Below are 19,056 nucleotides of genomic sequence, written 5' to 3'. Positions count from 1 at the left end.
GAATAGGGAACTTTTAGTTCAAATTCCTATACTTTTCCAACCCCCTATTTAAGCATTCATAAGCAATAATAGGCTTACAAGCAAGATGCCTGTAAGCCTATCATTACTGAATTCACGCTACATCGACAGCAATGTTTAGTAGAATATCTGCTAGTTGCCGCGGAGCTGTCAAGAATGGGGAGTGCCCCGAGTTGATAGCATAAACTTTTTCAACACCCCTTTGAATCATCTTCTCTTGAGAATCAAGGGGTAACATCATGTCTTGAAGAGTCTTGATATAAATCTTAGGGATACTTCTGAAATTATTGCCAAGTTTCACGGCCTGGTGCTGCGCCGCAATAGCTTCTCCCCCCAGGTGTAGAATTGCCAATTTAGCCTGGTCGTCAGTTAACTCGCCGTAAAATTTTTCCCTAGCTACTTGGGGGTTCATATAGGAAACCTTTTTATCGAAGGAGAGATCGACGATACCCAAATCAGCCATTTTAGTCCAATCTGTAGGTTTGAAGCCATCCTTTAGGCCATTTATACTTTCACCATCATTCAATAGAAATCCACAAAGGACTACCATTTTTTTGACTTTTTCTGGTTTATACTCGGATGCCTGACAGGCAACCGCCCCTGCCATGCTATGACCCACCAAGATTACTTGCCCCAGCTGTTGCTCCATAATATTGGCAATGGAGCGAGAGTAACTCTCCAAATTTTGATCGTCTAAACAAGCCGTATCGTTACCATGACCCGGCAAATCAACAGCTATCACTTTATGACCTTCTGACTCCAGTATTTCCTTCACCCCAGTCCAGAACCAACCGTTATGCCACGCACCAGCAATAAGAATATAGGTTTGTGCGGCGCACTTCGTCATCGGTGACGTACAGTACACTTCCTTCCGTGCATCAGTAAATGTAATTATTTTTCCACTCATTTTTTCCCCTCACTACTCTGACCTCTATTAAAATAGACATCACAACCTAAACCACTGGCATATTCCATCGTAGCTACAGTTCAAGACATTAAGCACCACTCACAACTTTTTGTTGCGGTTTTGCCTCCTCTATTTGGATGAATCTAGTCGACACAAAGTTCAACAGGGCAATGGCAGCACCGCCCATAAATACATATTTATATCCATTCGGACCACCATTGTACCAAACTAAACCTCCTAAGATAGGTAAGAACATGGTTACGACGTGGTCAATGCTAGTACCTAAAGACAAACTAGGTGAAATTTCCTCAGGTCGTAGGGCGATTTTTTTCATATAAGTAGCCCTAGCCATACTAACTGCATTCATCGCCTGGTCCAAAACATAACATGCACAAATTACAAACAATGCAAGCTCTTTACCAAATAGATTATCAGCAAACGCATAACCTAAGCAAATAATAAAACAACCTATTGCCTCACTGCTAAGAACATTTTTTTCTCCCAAATGATCAATCATATGCCCAATCCACGGCTTTACAAAAATTCCGGCAATCGAAACAATAAAAAATAGCATAATCATAGTAGTAACTGGTTGGCGGAAAACATCCACAAGCACCCATGGACCAAAAGTAATAAATATCTGTTTGCGCGCTCCATACAGAACGCTCAACCAATAATATAGGCCATATTCTTTCCTGAAAACAAAACGTCTGGATTTTTTTATTGTTTTGGCCGGCTTCATAAAAATAAGTGAGACGGCTGCCAATAAAAAGGCCACAGCGCCTATTGAAAAAGCGGTCATATAACTAATGTTCAGAAACTTGAACAACATCCATAAGATTGCACTACTAATAACTAGTGTTAAAGTATTAATGGCGTTCATCTGCCCAAGTTTTTTCCCCAATTCACCAGCGGTAGCAAAACTCATTCCAATACTATTAGACAGAGGCATATAAATATGAGTTCCCATATTGTAAACGAAAATAGTTACTATGAGCCAACTGTATTCGGGAGGAATGATCCCTAAAGAAAACATACCTATCGCCGAGATAACATTTCCTACCAACATAGTTCTTACATCACCTAAGAAAGAAAGCAGCCCAATAATAACAACCATCAGCAGCCCTGGTAGTTCCCGCGGAAACTCTAAAGCTGACCGCTCTAGAATCATCATTCCCAAGCCTTCTTTTAGATAATTAGTCAGAATTGCACCATCAACACTCTGCCCAATACCAATAAAAGCTGTCGATAGTAAAAAGAAAAAATAATTACGGTCTATGCCATTTAAAAATTTCATCTTCATAAGATTCCCCTTTCCGATATAAATTACATTTTGCAAAGTAGCATAAAATTAATTTAATAATTTTCAAGATACACCTTATACATTTATTTGCATCATGGTATTATTATACATAAATCAATATTGTAATTCATGGACTATATTACTAGATATTAGCACAATATTAACAATAAAAGGTGATAGCAAATGATGATTGACAGCAATCTCTGCGAGAAAAACTGCAGTGTATGTATACTATTATGCAATGGGCAGCCAAAAGTTAACGACAATAGCCGGCAGTGGGATTACGACATGTATCGAGATTTTCCGGTGAAAATAAGCCGCAGCGAACGCTTGGAACGTGGCCCCATTTTTGAAAGCCACTGGCATGAACAATTTCAAATTTTATATTTTGAGCAAGGTGATGCATTAATTCACTGCAATTCCCATCCCTACGAGGTGAAACCAGGGGATCTAGTTATTATAAATAGTAACGAAATACACTACGGTGAGACCATCTGCCAACATCTAGTTTATTATATCGTAAAAGTCGATCTTAATTTCTTGCTTGGCAGTCAGGTAGATTTTTGTCAAACACAATATTTAAATCCTTTGCTACAAGGCCGAATTCGCTTTCAAAATTATATTTCCCAAGATGATGAATTGGCTGAGCAAATCCAGCAAATTGTTAACGAATATAATAACCAAGAAATAGGATGCGAATTAGCAGTCAAATCACGAATTTACCATATAATCGTACTACTATTGCGGCATTATCAACAAGACACGTTTCATAAAAATCGACAGGATAGCCAACAAAAAAACATGCACCAGTTACGTACTGTTTTAAAATATATGGATCAGCATTACAATGAAAACATTAGTCTGAGTCAACTGGCAAGTTTAGCCAATATGAGCAACCAACATTTCTGTCGTCTCTTTAAAAGCATTACTGGTAAAAGCGCAGTTGATTATATGAATTACCTACGAATTAATAAGGCCGTAACGCTTTTGTCAGAAAGCGATTTTAATATTAGCGAAGTTGCCATGGCCGTCGGCTTTGATGATAGTAATTATTTCAGTCGCTTATTTAAAAAATACCAGAAAACATCGCCATCTTCGATGCGAAAGTAACGCCATTGCAACAAAAGCCTACGTATATCCTGCGAGTAGATTCCTGTAAGTAGAGCCCACCCTTTGTTTATGAGTTCTACTTTTTATTATGGTACAGAATTTTAGCCATTTATCACCAAGTTTCAAGCATACAGCCGTGACAAATGGCCGCCAGCAGAGTTGTCTGGTTTATTTTGGAATATTCTTAAATTCTGTCACATTACACCTCCCACAACATATTATGTTAATAAAGGAGGTGTTAACTTAATGACAAAAAAAGAGCGTCCTCTCGGCCCCCCCAAACCCGGGCAAAATAGCAATACTAATACCGATACTTGTACTGATACTTGTACTGATACTTGTACCGATACTTGTACTGATACTTGTACCGATACTTGTACCGATACTTGTACCGATACTTGTACCGATACTTGTACCGATACTGATACCGATACTGACACCGATACTGATACTGATACTGATACTGATACCGATACCGATACCGATACCGATTAGCATACCTGATAATTATAAGTTAGCTCGTCAGGGAATTGACGAGCTTTTACATATTGCAGCATCCAAAGATCGTTCAGTAATTATCAGGACATGTACTCATCAGCACAACTTTAGACATTTACAGTCATGTTATTCCAGGTCTTAAACAACAAGCCGTCAACAAAATAACTGAGCTAATAAATGAAGATGGTGTCAATAATGGTGTCAAATCCACATCAAACCCTTTCACAAACAACAAAAAAGACCTACAAGCAAAATGCCTGTAAGCCTATTATTACTGAATTGGTGCGGTAGAATGGATTTGAACCATCACGAGGTTGCCCCCGCCAGCCCCTCAAGCTGGTGCGTCTGCCGTTCCGCCACTACCGCGAATAAATTATTTATTTCGTTAACAAGTCACTCATACTAAAGTTGGTGCGGTCGAGAGGACTTGAACCTCCACGAAGTTTCCCTCACTAGAACCTGAATCTAGCGCGTCTGCCGTTCCGCCACGACCGCATAGCAAGACAATTGGGACTCACTTTATATGGTTTAACTTGCCGACATATACTATTATACCGTTTCATGGGGAAATGTCAACAAGATAATTCATTTTATCCTTTTTAATTTATGAGAAAGGTTTTCTCAATTACTTTGAAGCAATTCCCCATTGCCAAGAATTCCATAAATTACCTGATGGAGTAGGATTTGATTTGTAGTTTTCAACACTATTTTTCGCTACATCAATATTGGTCCTAAAATAGAGTGGAATAATTGGATAGTCTTGCTGAATTAACTCCTGAATTCGAAAATATATTTGTTTACGCGCTTCTATATCTACCGTCCGCGCCCCTTGCTCCGTTAGCAAATCAACTTCCGCGTTGCGCCACCCTGGGTAATTTTGTCCTTCCATCCGATTGGCTGCACTAGGAATTTTCTTTGAATTCCACAAGTTGAGGTTATTCGGATCCACTCCTGCCACCCAGGCATATAAGGCAGTTTCAAATCTACGCTTTTTTAAGGTATCAGCAAAAAACAGCTGTGCATCTAGGACTTTCACTTCTACTTCAATACCGATTTCTTTCAACTGCTGAGCTATCATTTGGGCTGTAAGTTCTCGTGTTTTTACTCCTGCTGGCACACTTAGAGAAAACAATAGCTTACGTCCACCTTTGGCAAAAATACCATCCGTCCCTTGTTGCCATCCTGCTTGGACTAATAATTCACGTGCAGCCGTAACATCACGTACAGCCCCTTTTACAACTGGATTATAACCCCAAGACAAGGGTGATTGATCACCAAATGCTGGACTCGCTGCATTTTTAAATAGATTGGTAATCAAAGCCTGCTTATCTATCCCTAGTGAAATGGCTTGCCGCACTCGCACATCTTGAAATAAGGGATTGTCCAAATTAAAATCGAGGTGCTCCCAAATCATAGCTGGAGTACTGACAACCTTGACACCTTCTATACTTTTGACTTGCTCATATTGGGAGAAAGGAACGTTTGCCATAATATCTAATTCTCCAGCCTTCAGCAACGTCAACATAATAGTATTATCAGGAATTATTTTATAAACAATAGTATCTAAATTAGGTTTACCACGAAAGTATGTAGTATTTGCTTCTAATACAATGGCTTCTGCAAGACGCCATTCCTTAAATTTAAAAGGACCTGTGCCAATTGGCCCACGATTAAAGGCTGCCTTATTGACATCACCTGCCGACTCTATTATGTGTTTAGGTAAAACACTAGTAAACAGGGTTAAGTAAGGAGCATAGTACTCTTTAAACCGCACTATGACGGTGTTGCTATCGGGAGTATCGATTGCCAAAATTCTATCATATCCATCACGAGACACAATATTTACTTTCGGATTCATGATAAGTTGCCAAGTAAATTTAACATCCTCTGCAGTAAAAGGCATCCCATCGTGCCAAGTCACGCCTGAACGCAGCTTATAGGTTACGCTGAGACCATCTTGACTCACTCCACCGTTTTGTAAGGTGGGAACTTCAACCGCAAGGTCTGGAACCCATTCCCCTTTTTCATTGTTTACCAATAATCCGCTAAAAATCAAACTACTCACTTCCGCAGTAGCCAGAAAATCAGATAACAATGGATTTAAGGTATTCGGTTCTTGCAGACTGCCATAGACCAATTGTCCGCCTTGCTTTAATTCAGGCTTGTTAGGATTTGGCAGTGATTTGGAACTACAACCACCTACCAGTAAGACTATAGCCATCAGAAAGCATAAAAAACTACAATACCTGAATCTAGATATTTGTATGGTTTTTCTTTTAGAAAATAAGTCATCAGTTTTATGTTTGACTGCAACTGGTCTTCCATCTTCCAATACTACCTTCTCCTATCTGCCATATAACTCTTGGTACCGTTTCTTATTATCTAACACTCGATTTACATATTCCCGAGTTTCTCGAAAGGGAATTTTTTCATCTTCAACAAAAGACATATTCCATCCATATTGGGCCATCCATTGTTTTACATTACCTCTCCCACCATTATAGGCTGCTAACATTAATACTTCATTGCTTTTAAATTCTTTCTTTAATGACCATAGATACCAAGTACCCATACTAATGTTTAGCTCTGGATCCTCTAGCTGTTTTGTATTAAAATCTTGATTTTCCATTTGCTCAGCGACCCATTTTGATGTTTCAGGCATCAACTGCATTAATCCTAGGGCACCTTTAGGAGATTTTGCTTTTGTATTAAATTTGCTTTCTGCTCTTATGACTCCAGCAATAAGAAAAGGATCCAATTCTCTATCCAAGGCATAACGATACACAATTTCCTGATATGGGAAGGGATAAACATATTTTTTTTGAAACCAATCGCTGCTATATATATGATAACCAATGGTTACTAATAGTAGTATACTACCCACCAGGATTTTCATCCGGGTTAAAATCCGCAAAACAAATCACTCCGTTGTTAATTTACTAGCCATCTTCTTACAAAATTTTACGCAAAGCCCAAAGAAAATAGAACGACTAAACTTTTTCAACAATCAAATTTTGCGCTCTAGTGCATACGCCCTGCCATGCGCTTACTACTTGTTTTTTTGTATTTTCTGTATCAAGAGTATTATCAATCACTACATCAGCTTGTTTTGCTTTCTCTTTGACGTGTAGTTGGGCATTAATTCTGATTTGTGCTTGTTCATAAGTTAATTGATTTCGGGCAATCAACCTCGCTATCTGTACCTCTTGGTCAACATAAACTACCCAAACTTCATCAACTCTATTTTGCCACCCAACCTCAAATAGCAGGGGCACATCAACAACAACCACTTTATAGCCGAGTTCTTCCCCTTTTTGGATGTCTTCATTTACTTGTTTTTCGATAAAAGGGTGAGTGATTCTTTCTAAGCAAGTACGTTCTTCTGGGTTTTTGAATATAACTTCACCTAAAACCTCTCGATTGAGAGCCCCATCACTCCGTACTATCCCACCACCAAAATGGGCCACAACAGCAAGAAACGCAGGCTGTCCTGGCAAAACAATGGCATGGGCAATTTTATCTGTATCTATAATATAGGCACCTAATTCTGCTAGCATGGCGCTTACAGTACTTTTACCCGTTGCAATACCACCTGTTAAACCAACAATATACATGTAACCGCCTCCAACCTATCCTAGCCTTGGCATTTAGGACAAAAGTGACTTCCACGACCCGATACCTCTTTCCATACAATTGGGATACCACAGGTGAGGCATGGCTCTCCTTTACGTCCATATACGATAAGATGGTGTTGATGAGTGCCACTTCTGCCAATCCCATCACGATAATCTCGGAATGTAGTACCACCGTGTTCTATGCCATCGGCTATTACTTTATTAATTGCATGATATAATTTTTCATTTTCACTTTCACTCAAACTGCTAGCAATACGTTCCGGATGAATACCGGCAATCGCTATGCTTTCATCTACATAAATATTACCTAAACCACCTATATATTTTTGATTTAACAAAATAGCCTTAATTTTGCCATGATGTTTTTTTAACATATTCTTTAAATAATCAAGTGAAAATTCAGGCGTCAAAGGTTCTGGCCCCATGGTAGCGAGTCCCGAAATACGCCATAATTCATCCATTGGCATTAAATATAAGGTTCCTAATGTACGCGTATCTGCATAGATAAGCAAATCACCATTATCCAACTTAAATATGATACGAGTAAATTTGTCCTTCTCCATGCCAGTACGAATGTATTGCAATCGTCCTGTCATGCGAAGATGGATGACTAACACTTGTCCATCATCTAAATGAAATAATAAGTATTTCCCTCGTCTAGTTAGCGTTATAATTTTCCGATTTGTTAGCACCGCCTGAAATTCACCAGGCGAAGGCCATTTCACTAGTCGGGCCAACAAAAATTCTACTTCCTTAATTGTCCTTCCAGCTACTTTGTCGACAAGAGTACGTCGAACAATTTCCACTTCTGGCATTTCTGGCATAATTGTCCTCCTGCTTTAACTCCTACTTTGCACTAGCCCAATTTTTCCCTACATTTACATCTACTACTAAAGGTACTCGCAAGGTCACACTTTGCTCCATTGCATCTTTTACTATTTTAGCTACTTGTTCCGCTTCACAAGCAAGAACTTCTAGCACTAGTTCATCGTGTACCTGCAGCAAAATACGACTCTGTAAATTCGCTTTTCGCAAGGCTCGGTATACATCCACCATAGCCTTTTTTATAATATCTGCCGCTGTCCCTTGTATGGGAGTATTCATCGCAGTACGTTCCGCAAAAGATCGTTGGTTAAAATTCTTGCTATTAATATCAGGCAAATAACGACGGCGCCCCAATAAAGTGGTCACATACCCTTGTTTATGTGCATCACTTACCATTTTGTCCATATATGCTTTAACACCATGATATTTTGCAAAATAATTCTCAATATATTGACCTGCCTCTTTACGGCTAACGCCAGTATCTCGTGATAAGCCATAATCACTAATTCCATAAACGATGCCAAAGTTTACAGCTTTCGCCCTTGAGCGCAACTCAGGTGTAACTTCAGACATAGGTACTTCAAAAACTTCGGAGGCTGTACGAGTATGAACATCTTGATTCTGGGCAAAGGCCTCGATCATATTCTCATCACCAGACATATCAGCTAACACCCTAAGTTCAATTTGAGAATAGTCAGCAGTCATAATACAATCAAATCCTTCATCAGGTACAAAAAGTTCTCGTATCTTCCTACCAATTTCCGTTCGTATCGGTATGTTTTGTAGATTAGGTTCCGAACTGCTGAGCCTACCAGTAGCTGTCACCATTTGATTGAAAGTCGTATGGATACGTCCTGTATCTGGACTAATTAAACCGATCATTCCGTCCAAATAGGTCGACTTTAATTTTGTCAGCATCCGATATTCTAAGATTGTATCAATAATAGCATGCTGTCCTGCTAATTTCTCCAATACCTCTGCATCAGTAGAGTATCCCGTTTTTGTTTTTTTCATTACAGGCAACTGTAACTTATCAAATAATATAGTACCAAGTTGTTTTGGTGAATTTACATTAAAAACTTCACCGGCTGAGCAATGAACTTCAGAAAGTAGCTGATTAATTTTAGTCCCAATCTCAGCAGACATGATTTCTAAATATTCTTTGTCTACCTTAATTCCATAGTTTTCTACTACAGATAAAACTTCTACCAAAGGAAGTTCTACCTCATCAAACAAGGTAATCAGTTCATTCTCTATTAGCCCTTGTCTTAGCAAAGGATAAATTTCATGTATGACTTCAACAGCCCATACAGCAAAAACAGGTTCATAGTACATTTTATTCCACTGAATTGTATTTGGCCGTCCAAGGTACTTTTCTTTCAACATAGCAAGGGAATATTCACTGGCTGTCGGATCCAAAAGATAAGCTGCTAATATCGTGTCAAAAACAAGGCCATTTAATGAAGTCTCCATTCTAGCACAAGCATTATATAGAACCTTAGCATCGTGTGTAATTTTCATCACTGATGCATCAGCAAATAGATCTAACATCTCCTGCCAGCCTTCTATCGAGGCTGGTACATATACTACCTTGTCGTCGAAAATCACAGACAACCCCTGCATTATAATTGCAGGTAGTTTTCCTGTAATGATTGGGTAGAATTCTAGCACGCCAGCTTCTCGCACCTTATCCACAAGGATCCTAAGCTCATTATTGTCAGTTAAAGCAGTAACTTCAGGCAGACATTCTACCTCAACTATACCTTGTTGTTCGTTTCCTGGAAATATACTGTCAACCTTGCCTAGTAAGGTTCTAAATTCAAATTTAGCAAACAATTCTTTTACTTTGGCAACATCAGGGTGGAATTCAAAACTCTCCGTAGAAAACTCTAAGGGCATATCACAAACAATTGTTGCTAACTTTTTCGATAATAAAGCAATTTCTTTATTGTTACGCAAGTTTTCTTGCAGTTTTTTCCCGGAAATACAATCTATGTTTTCGAGAACATTCTCAATAGAGCCAAACTCAGCAATTAACTTTACTGCCGTCTTTTCACCGACACCTGGGACACCTGGGATATTATCAGAAGCATCTCCCATCAAGCCCTTAATATCAATTTGCTGCTCGGGAGTTACACAATATTTCGCTTTAAAAGCATCTCTGTCAAAGGTTTCCATTTCAGAAATACCTTTTTTCGTCAACATGACTCGGGTACTAGGGGAAATTAGTTGTAATGCGTCACGATCACCGGTAACGATAGTCACTTTATGCCCTGCTTGTCCCGCCTTAGCAGCCAACGTTCCAATAATGTCATCTGCCTCATATCCAGCTTCTTCAATTACTCGGATACCAAAGGCATCCAGTACCTCTTTCGCCAAGGGAAACTGTTCTGACAACTCCCCTGGAGTCGGTTTACGATGGGCTTTATATTCAGCATACGCATCATTACGAAACGTGATTTTCCCTTTATCAAAAGCTACGACCATAAAATCTGGTTTAAGTTCCCCTAATAATTTTACCATCATAGTTGTAAAACCATAAACTGCATTTGTATATTGTCCACTTGCTGTAGTTAATAAGGGTAATGCGTAAAACGCCCTATGTACCAAACTACTTCCATCAATAATTATAAAATTTCCAGGCATATGCTTTACCACCTTAAATAATAGATTTAAACTATATTATATTTTGCTAAATATGACAGAATCCCTTTAATTTTTTCTTTTTTATAATAGTAAAATAAAAAGAGATCATTTTCAGATCTCTTTTTATTTCCATATAGTCTATATCTATCTTACGCCAAATAATCAATTTCTATTTATCTAGGGCTTAGATTTATATAAGCGACATACTCCATAAAAGATAAGCCCTCTATAAAATGGCGACAAATTAACTCATATCCGACAACAGCGTTTTTTGTATTGGTGATGATGAATTAGCGTTTTTCAGTCCTTCATTTCTAATGAATTATCTTCTTTTAAAATTGACTCTAGACCAAATAACGATGAAATTTCTTCAACTTTACTATATATAATATCACCTTTTATCACACCGTTAATTCCACGTTTCCCTTTCCATATTAGCTGTTTTTGTTCATCCCAAACAATGTTACTATTACATGCAACAGCAACTGCCCATGCGGGTACATAGGTTGCATCATCAACCGTTATCGCCTTTTCCCGCAAAGTTTTATCGTTGACACGTAAAGTGTGAATTTTGGCAAATGGCACTTGTTTACCTGTTTCCCCTCTAAGCATTGATAACAAAACCGTTTCGCTTACAAAACCTTTAAAACCATATTCAGCTAGTTTATCATCTACATTTGCAATTGAAAGGCTCTGATAACCATACAGGTCGGGAAAGATTCCGATGGATGCCTGCCCTTGACTATCAACATTTATTTTAATACGTTCATAGGTTATCTTTACCGGAGTACCATATTTTACAACTTCAAATAATTCTTCTGCATCCTCCTCCTTCATCCGTATACACCCGTTAGATACAGCCATCCCAATTGTCCAGGGAGCATTCGTTCCATGAATACCATATAGCGGCAGGAATTCCATCCATCTGTATCCTAGTGGATTATCTGGGCCAGATTCTACCACATAACCACGCCCAGGAGGAATCCAAGTTGGATTTTTTTCCTTACTCGTAATAGTATAGCTCCCTAAAGGAGTCGGAGTAGAAGGTTTACCAATTGCCACTGGATATTCTTTAATAAACGCAGTACCTGAATATAATTGCAAGGTGCGGCTCGGTAAGTTCACAATTACTTGCGGTGAACGTATCTGTTCTGCAGATACTGGTATCACTATGAGTAACAATAAACAAATTAGACAGACTACTTTCTTTAGAAAACAAAACACAGACATCCCTTCTTCATTAAAAATTAAACAACAATAAACGTATATGAAGAATGCTCTGTGTATATGACAGGATATAAAAATTCCTATTATTAAAAAGGTAGTTCAACTTGTAAGCCCTATTGTAAGTTTAGAATTTGTTGATGTATTACCGCTAGACGATTTGTGCAATCATCAACGATTGGCAAATAAATATGTACTTTTGTACCGCCCTTTTCCCCAGAACTAACGTTAACAAACCCACCATGCTCCACAATAATACGATTAGCAATCGGCAGTCCCAATCCTACCCTGTCCAATTTAGTAGTATAAAAAGGTTCAAAGATTCGAGACATTATCTCAGGTGTCACTCCTGCCCCAGTATCATTTATTGCAATTACTAGCATACTTAGCTCTGCATTCATCCAGGTTTTTATACCTAATACCCCTTCTCCATCCATGGATTCTATAGCATTTTGCATAATATTCATCACAGCTTGCTTAATAAGATTGTTATCTGCGATAATGGTTGGAAGATTTTTTACTAGTTCTTTATTTATATCAATCTTTTCTCCACCTATCTCTTTAAAGACTAATCGAAGGGCATCTTCCAGCAAACGATTAATATCAACATCCGGTTCCTTTTGTACTGGAGGTTTTGCAAATAAAATCAACTCTTTTACTACATCATTGATATAGGAGACCTCACCTAATAAAGTTTCTAATACATCACGACGTACCGTATATTTATCATCATCAATACGCCCTAACATTACTTGCAAATATCCACTAATTGTGGTTAGGGGAGTTCGTACATGATGGGCTACCCCAGCAGCTAATTCACCTAATGAAACAAGCATCTGAGTAGTCTGTATTTGCTTTATAGCTGCCCTGACTGCGGATACATCTTGTAGAATGACAATCATACCATTGAATACGCCTGATGAATCCATGAGTTTTAACGCATCTGTATGCACGTAAATAACCTGTTCATTCACCTTCAAACTAAGATTCGATGTTTTAATATCTTCAAAGTCTGAGGTATCAAAAATCTTTAAAAACTGCTCACCAAACTTTTGAAATACAACCTCTACCCGCTTTCCTATTACATTCGAACGGTCTACACCACCGATTCTTTCTGCCTCACGGTTCAAGCTTTTTATCCGCATGTTATTATCTAAGTGTAAAATTCCATTTGTTGTTGACTCAAAATATTCTTTGTATTCATCTTCTCTCACTAAGTGTACTACTCTATTTTGAGAAGCTGCTGCCAGATACATATTCCGCCATCTCCCTTTTTCTACTTTATTAAAGTGATACATAATATTCTTGTAAATAATTGTAACTCCTGCTAAATTAGACTAAGTTCTTTTCGTAAAATTGCGACATAATACTAAGGAAAACAAGCATTTGCTGTCGAATATCCTTACCCTTTTTTGCTCCCCCTTGATTTAACAAGTCTCTCCTCTATTCTCTTTGTTACCTTATTCGACATTTATAACTGCATTGCAAAATGTTCTAGTTCTAATTGTTTTATTCTTTTACCATTTTATTACATTTTTTATGTTATTTTCCATATAATTACATTTTTAATACGTTACAAACAACAAAAGAGGCGGTCATTAAAACCACCTCTAAAACAGGGCACAATCAAAATAATTTAATTCTAGGTTTATTCACCAATGTATTTTTGGTGGAAATATCCAGGATCAACTGTCTTTGGTACTACTGCGTGAAAACGCAGCCATTCATTCCCATTTTCCTGCTTCGCTAACAAATAACTTTTCACTGGGAAATCAGTATCATCAACACTTAGTAAGTCTTCTTGCTCTAAAGCGTAATTTATATCCCCGTGAGAATGGCGCTCCGTGTAAAAATACTGATCAACAAACTGTAAATTACCTTCATTGTCATATCCTACATCAAAATAAACAGATTCACAATCAATAATAAATTCATATTCTCCATCATCGTTCGCAACCTTGCTATTAAACATAACCTTTTTTATGGGTAAAGGCCCCATCTTCGTTGCCATAATTTACATCCTCCTCGTTCTTCCATATATGGTACAATTATTCCCTGGAATTATGTATTTATACTAATTGTTATTAAGATTTTTTTGATTATGTTTCTTCCATAAAAATCTTCTTGACATCTTTATTAGAATCATGATAATATACTACTTGTCCGGTGGGCCACCACCTGATAGCAAAACTTAAAATGTGCCGAAGTGGCGGAATTGGCAGACGCACCTGACTCAAAATCAGACGTGTACTCCACGTGCCGGTTCGAGTCCGGCCTTCGGCACCAGTATTTTATAAGACTTTACATGTTTGTGTTAAAGTCTTTTTTATTTTTCTTTTCTAAAACTAGATACTTGACAATAACTATCTATTATGTTAATATATTGTTTGTTGGGCCAAGAGTTCAACCTAAAACGTGCCGAAGTGGCGGAATTGGCAGACGCACCTGACTCAAAATCAGACGTGTACTCCACGTGCCGGTTCGAGTCCGGCCTTCGGCACCAGTATATTAGAGCTTTCAATTTTTCAGAAAAATTGAAAGCTTTTTTTTTGCAGGATTCCTTCTTTACAATGTCTAATTCTAATTCTATGAATACAATTCTTATTGAAAACCAGCCAATTACGTATACTATCCGTTACCAGAAAAACCGCAAATCCATTCAGTTAAAACTAACATCTGTAAATCATCTAAATATTACTGCCCCTACACACTTTCCAGTTGAGGAAATTGAAAAGATAATATTTAAAAAGACAAAATGGATTATAACCCAAATTTCAAAATTAACAACAGTGGCATCTAATCCAATCAACAAATCTATTAGCCATAATGCTAGTATCCTGTATTTAGGAACCCCCCATACCCTTACCTTTATCATAAAGGAGAACCACCGACCTGCTGTGCATCTAGAGGAGGATCAAATCCTATTGGAGCTCCCTCCCCTCCCAGCGGCCGATTTGGATAGCCTGTCATACTCACTATTAAAAGAATGGTATATTGACTCCGCTATAAACATCTTAACCGAAAAAACAACTTTCTGGTCCGCTCAAATTAAGGTATCTCCAAAGCGTATTACCATCAAGGAGCAAAAGACCCGTTGGGGCAGCTGTTCTTCTAGAGGAAACGTTAATTATAACTGGCGAATCATTATGGCACCACCTGAAGTCGTTGATTATTTAGTCATTCATGAGCTTTGCCATTTGCGTATACTGAATCACTCTGACTCGTTTTGGCGAGAGGTTGAAAAATACTCCCCCAATTATAAAGAGCACCGCACATGGCTACGCACGAACGGAAGGTTACTCATGACCATCTTATAGTTCAACTTTCATATGAAAAAAGCGTTTGAAATTGTTTTTACAGCAATTTCAAACGCTTTTTTATAATGTCAGCTAATAATCCGCCAAGTAATCCTGTGACAAATTGAGGCCAACTCATAGCAAACAGCAATCCAATGGCTATTTTAGCAGGAATTTCTACCAGTGTAAGCAACCAACTAAAAGCCAAATACATAAATGCAGCTTTGCATGCAGCAGCAACACTAATACTCATCCAATATTTCCAATGTTTTCCCATTAAAAATATGCCAATATAAATAGCATTCCCTAATGCCACAGGCAGAATAAAAATGGGAAGAGGCAATACTTGTTGAAAATATGCCACCACTGGTGTTAAGAACACGATCACCAAAGCCGGTCCTCCCCCTACCATTTCAACAGCAATTAGCAAACAACTATTTATCAAGGTGCCAATTAAAAATGTCGATAAAAATGGCGAGATGGGAATCACCAACCGTAAGGATTGAAACAGCAAAACAAGAGCCAGCAGCAATGCTGTACGTGTTAAGATTCTGGACGATGAGCTCATATATTAAGGCTCCCCTTTATTTATGCCACTTATGCCGATTTTGAGGCCTCTTAGGGCCATTATTACCATTACGTCCAAACATCATCCATGCCATCAATGCCAGTATAATGATATTGGCAATAAGGCCGCTAATGATCCCTAAATCCGTCAAAACAGAAACGGCAGTTAAGCCACCAAGAAATAACATACTTGTTTTCAAATCCACAAAGGGATATCGTTTTAAAGTTAAATAGCAAATTGCGAGAACAGCCAAATCAATTCCTACCCAAACAAGGGAAGAAGCAAATAAATACTTAACAATACTACCGCCAATCATTATAAAAAAAATTCGCATCCAAATTTGATTCATTTTCCAGCCTCCCTAAACACTACACTTATCCAGTGCAGTTCTTTTATCCTACTCTTACTATAAGTAATAAACTGTATTTTTGTCAACTTCTAAAACCAATACACAATTTTTCCTAGATGCTAAATCTAAGAAAAATTTTTACTGTGTAGTTTTTAGATATACGTGCCCTTTTCTACTCAAAGAGAGAATTGCACCAGCGCCGGCAAAACAGGCCCCAATTACTAGGGCAACATGATATGCTGACAAAAACGCACTAAGTTGAGCTGCATTATCAGGGGTAGCTAAACCAGCTAATTCTTGCTGTCTTTTACTCTCAAATACAGACACTGCAACTGCTATACCACTTACCATGCCTACATTACGCATCAAAGCACTAATTCCACTAGCTAGACCTACTTTATTAGAAGGTACAGAGCTCAAGACACTATTGTTGTTCGGTGACTGAAACATACCATTTCCAATTCCCATTACAGCCTGACCTATAGCAACCTGCCAAATAACCGACTGAGCATCTAATGTGGCTAAGTATAATAGACCCAACATTAAAATACTAAGACCACTACACGTCAGCACAACTGGGCTAACTTTTTCCGATAGATACCCACTAGCAGGTGCTGTAATTGCCATCAATAGGGGAAATGGCGTAATAGCTAACCCGATCTCTGTTGGCGACAACAGTAAGACCGAATGTAAGTAAAAGGGCATCAACATATTATTGGAGAACATGGCCATAAAAGATAACAATCCTGCAATATTTCCCGCTAAAAAAGGCCAACGCTTAAATAATGATAAATCAATCATCGGGTGTTCTACCCTACCCTCATGCCAAACAAATACACTTAATAACATTACAGACATCATACTAATTACGCGTACAATAGAAGAGCTCCAGCCCCATTCCTGCCCATTGCTCAGCACGACCAATAGCCCAGTCATACCCAAGGCAAATAAAGCTGCTCCTTTAAAATCAAATGTTCCTACTGAATGTTTCTCTTCCACAGGCAAAATAACATGTCCTACTAAATAAGAGAGTATACCAATGGGCAAGTTAATATAAAAAATAGATTGCCAACTGAATAAGCCTACTAATAACCCTCCCAGGCTAGGCCCAGCCATAGCGGCTAAGGCTACGACTGTACCGTTCATTCCCAAGGCACGTCCTCGTTCCTTACCAGGAAAAGTCGTACTAATAATCGCAGGAGAATTAGACATTAGCATAGATGCTCCTATCGCCTGCGCCACTCTAGCTGCTACTAAAAGCCATACAGTGTTAGAAAGACTGCATAATAAAGAACCTATCGTGAAGATACTAAATCCTAGTAAATAAATTCTACGTCGCCCATACATATCGCCTACCTTACCAAAGAGAGGTAATAAACTAGATATGACGAGTAAATAAGCGGTTACAACCCACTGGACTACTGGTAATTCTACACCAAAGCTTACTGCAATTACAGGTAGAGCTACATTGACAATACTAGAATCCAATACAGCCATAAAAGTTCCCATTACCGTTACGCTAAAAATAAGCCATCGGTAGTACGGTAATTGCTTAATCTTTTCTTGCATGCATTACATCCTCCCCAAAAAAAACAAACTGCATTCCCTATTACTATACACAAAAGTAGCAGGGTCCATTCCCTGCTACTAGACGAATCATGGTTTTAAATCGCATTCTACTAACGATGACACTCTTCATCAATTAGACGAGCATAAGCTAATTGCAATTTTCGCGTAATAGGCCCAACAGAACCATTGTTCACAGCAACTCCATCGATGGAAGTAACTGGCATGATCTCTGTACTCGTTCCGGATAAAAATGCTTCCTCTGCTCCTTTTACGAAAGGCACACCAAAAGGTTTTTCTAAAATTGTCAAATCCAAATCCTTTGCCAATCTTTCTAATATAATTGACCGAGTGATACCTTTTAGTATTAAATTTGTAGCTGGGTGAGTCCAAATCACTCCATCTTTTACAACAAAGAAATTACTGCTAGTGCCTTCCGTAACGTGATCGCCTCGCACCATAACAGCTTCAAAACAGTGAGCCTCTTTTGCTTGTTGTTTCCCCAGCACATTGCTCAGCAAATTTAAAGACTTAATATCACAACGCAGCCAACGTTCATCTGGAATTAATATAATTTTAACACCTCTTTCTTTAAATTCCGGATTTATTGGACCGCTAGGGCGAATAGACATAGTCAAACATGGTACAACTTGCTCCGGAAAAGAATGTACGCGCGGTGCAACGCCTCGAGTAATCTGCAAGTAAATGGCTCCTTCTGTAATACCACTTTCTTTTATCAACAACTCATGAAACTCGACTAATTCTTCGAAAGTATAAGTAGCAGGAATTCTTATAGCACGCAAGGATTGATACAATCGATCCAAATGTGGTCTCAACGCAAAACACCGACCATTATATACTTTCGTCACCTCATAAACTCCATCACCAAATTGATGACCACGATCTTCCATTGGTATGAAGCTATCACTCATATCAACCAAATTACCATTTACTAATCCTAATTCTCTCATAATAACCTCCTAAAAATTTAATTAATATGTATTTGAAATACTCTATTCTCTTTAGCTATTCATGACAAGCAGGAAAATGCTGACTAATTACGAATAAAGTATTTTTAGGATAAAATTTCTAAATTTCTCAGTAGAAAGGA

The 19,056-nt window shown here is 38.2% G+C and carries 17 protein-coding genes and 4 tRNA genes; 5 read left to right on the top strand and 16 right to left on the bottom strand.

Annotated features, from left to right (window positions below; genetic code table 11):
- Positions 1–112 precede the first annotated feature (112 nt).
- Both QSJ81_RS15610 and QSJ81_RS15605 read right to left on the bottom strand, forming a co-directional pair.
- Positions 113–925, bottom strand: a complete 813-nt coding sequence (locus QSJ81_RS15610) for an alpha/beta fold hydrolase (protein WP_285718291.1) — start codon at positions 923–925, stop codon at positions 113–115.
- A gap of 88 nt (positions 926–1,013) precedes the next feature.
- Positions 1,014–2,228, bottom strand: a complete 1,215-nt coding sequence (locus tag QSJ81_RS15605; protein WP_285718290.1) for an MFS transporter — start codon at positions 2,226–2,228, stop codon at positions 1,014–1,016.
- Between the two features lie 183 nt (positions 2,229–2,411).
- On the opposite strand from QSJ81_RS15605, the gene QSJ81_RS15600 reads away from it, so the two are divergent.
- A complete protein-coding gene (locus tag QSJ81_RS15600; RefSeq protein ID WP_285718289.1) occupies positions 2,412–3,338 on the top strand; it encodes a helix-turn-helix domain-containing protein in 927 nt (308 codons plus the stop codon).
- Positions 3,339–3,584: 246 nt separating this feature from the next.
- Positions 3,585–3,833, top strand: coding sequence for a hypothetical protein (locus QSJ81_RS25800; protein WP_502929661.1), 249 nt, complete (start codon positions 3,585–3,587; stop codon positions 3,831–3,833).
- 283 nt (positions 3,834–4,116) lie between these two features.
- Here QSJ81_RS25800 and QSJ81_RS15590 read toward each other — a convergent pair.
- From QSJ81_RS15590 to QSJ81_RS15545, 10 genes are all read right to left on the bottom strand, one after another.
- Positions 4,117–4,202 (bottom strand) — tRNA-Leu (locus tag QSJ81_RS15590).
- A gap of 43 nt (positions 4,203–4,245) precedes the next feature.
- A tRNA-Leu gene (locus tag QSJ81_RS15585) sits at positions 4,246–4,331 on the bottom strand.
- A 130-nt stretch (positions 4,332–4,461) separates the two neighbouring features.
- The gene (locus tag QSJ81_RS15580) at positions 4,462–6,168 is read right to left on the bottom strand and encodes a peptide ABC transporter substrate-binding protein (RefSeq protein WP_285718287.1); all 1,707 of its coding nucleotides are present in this window, start codon (positions 6,166–6,168) and stop codon (positions 4,462–4,464) included.
- Positions 6,169–6,180: 12 nt separating this feature from the next.
- Positions 6,181–6,750, bottom strand: coding sequence for a lytic transglycosylase domain-containing protein (locus QSJ81_RS15575; protein ID WP_285718286.1), 570 nt, complete (start codon positions 6,748–6,750; stop codon positions 6,181–6,183).
- 76 nt (positions 6,751–6,826) lie between these two features.
- Complete coding sequence (gene coaE, locus QSJ81_RS15570) at positions 6,827–7,450, bottom strand: dephospho-CoA kinase (RefSeq protein WP_285718285.1); 624 nt, start codon at positions 7,448–7,450, stop codon at positions 6,827–6,829.
- A 20-nt stretch (positions 7,451–7,470) separates the two neighbouring features.
- Positions 7,471–8,295, bottom strand: a complete 825-nt coding sequence (gene mutM / locus QSJ81_RS15565) for a DNA-formamidopyrimidine glycosylase (RefSeq protein ID WP_285718284.1) — start codon at positions 8,293–8,295, stop codon at positions 7,471–7,473.
- 22 nt (positions 8,296–8,317) lie between these two features.
- Complete coding sequence (gene polA / locus QSJ81_RS15560) at positions 8,318–10,942, bottom strand: DNA polymerase I (protein WP_285718283.1); 2,625 nt, start codon at positions 10,940–10,942, stop codon at positions 8,318–8,320.
- A 300-nt stretch (positions 10,943–11,242) separates the two neighbouring features.
- The gene (locus QSJ81_RS15555; protein ID WP_285718282.1) at positions 11,243–12,166 is read right to left on the bottom strand and encodes a L,D-transpeptidase; all 924 of its coding nucleotides are present in this window, start codon (positions 12,164–12,166) and stop codon (positions 11,243–11,245) included.
- A 116-nt stretch (positions 12,167–12,282) separates the two neighbouring features.
- Positions 12,283–13,422: a two-component system sensor histidine kinase NtrB gene (locus tag QSJ81_RS15550; RefSeq protein WP_285718281.1), complete on the bottom strand. Its 1,140-nt coding sequence runs from the start codon at positions 13,420–13,422 to the stop codon at positions 12,283–12,285.
- A 392-nt stretch (positions 13,423–13,814) separates the two neighbouring features.
- Entirely contained in the window at positions 13,815–14,177 is a 363-nt protein-coding gene (locus QSJ81_RS15545; protein ID WP_285718280.1) for a hypothetical protein, read from the bottom strand.
- Between the two features lie 189 nt (positions 14,178–14,366).
- On the opposite strand from QSJ81_RS15545, the gene QSJ81_RS15540 reads away from it, so the two are divergent.
- The 3 genes from QSJ81_RS15540 to QSJ81_RS15530 all read left to right on the top strand — a co-directional run bounded on the left by QSJ81_RS15540 (position 14,367) and on the right by QSJ81_RS15530 (position 15,483).
- Positions 14,367–14,452 (top strand) — tRNA-Leu (locus tag QSJ81_RS15540).
- A gap of 131 nt (positions 14,453–14,583) precedes the next feature.
- Positions 14,584–14,669, top strand: a tRNA-Leu gene (locus QSJ81_RS15535).
- A gap of 67 nt (positions 14,670–14,736) precedes the next feature.
- Entirely contained in the window at positions 14,737–15,483 is a 747-nt protein-coding gene (locus QSJ81_RS15530) for a M48 family metallopeptidase (RefSeq protein WP_285718279.1), read from the top strand.
- 37 nt (positions 15,484–15,520) lie between these two features.
- Here the strand turns inward: QSJ81_RS15530 and QSJ81_RS15525 are convergent, their stop codons facing one another.
- From QSJ81_RS15525 to dat, 4 genes are all read right to left on the bottom strand, one after another.
- Complete coding sequence (locus QSJ81_RS15525) at positions 15,521–16,030, bottom strand: hypothetical protein (protein ID WP_285718278.1); 510 nt, start codon at positions 16,028–16,030, stop codon at positions 15,521–15,523.
- Positions 16,031–16,046: 16 nt separating this feature from the next.
- The gene (locus tag QSJ81_RS15520) at positions 16,047–16,379 is read right to left on the bottom strand and encodes a hypothetical protein (RefSeq protein WP_285718277.1); all 333 of its coding nucleotides are present in this window, start codon (positions 16,377–16,379) and stop codon (positions 16,047–16,049) included.
- A gap of 138 nt (positions 16,380–16,517) precedes the next feature.
- Positions 16,518–17,948 (bottom strand): MFS transporter, encoded by a 1,431-nt coding sequence (locus QSJ81_RS15515; RefSeq protein WP_285718276.1) that lies wholly within the window; start codon positions 17,946–17,948, stop codon positions 16,518–16,520.
- Between the two features lie 110 nt (positions 17,949–18,058).
- On the bottom strand, positions 18,059–18,916 hold the full coding sequence (gene dat / locus QSJ81_RS15510) for a D-amino-acid transaminase (protein ID WP_285718275.1): 858 nt from the start codon (positions 18,914–18,916) through the stop codon (positions 18,059–18,061).
- Positions 18,917–19,056 lie beyond the last annotated feature (140 nt).

This window comes from Pelosinus sp. IPA-1 (assembly GCF_030269905.1).
In the GTDB taxonomy this organism is placed as follows: domain Bacteria; phylum Bacillota; class Negativicutes; order DSM-13327; family DSM-13327; genus Pelosinus.
The sequence above is the reverse complement of the archived record's forward strand: the minus strand, read 5'-3'. Positions and strand labels throughout refer to the sequence as shown.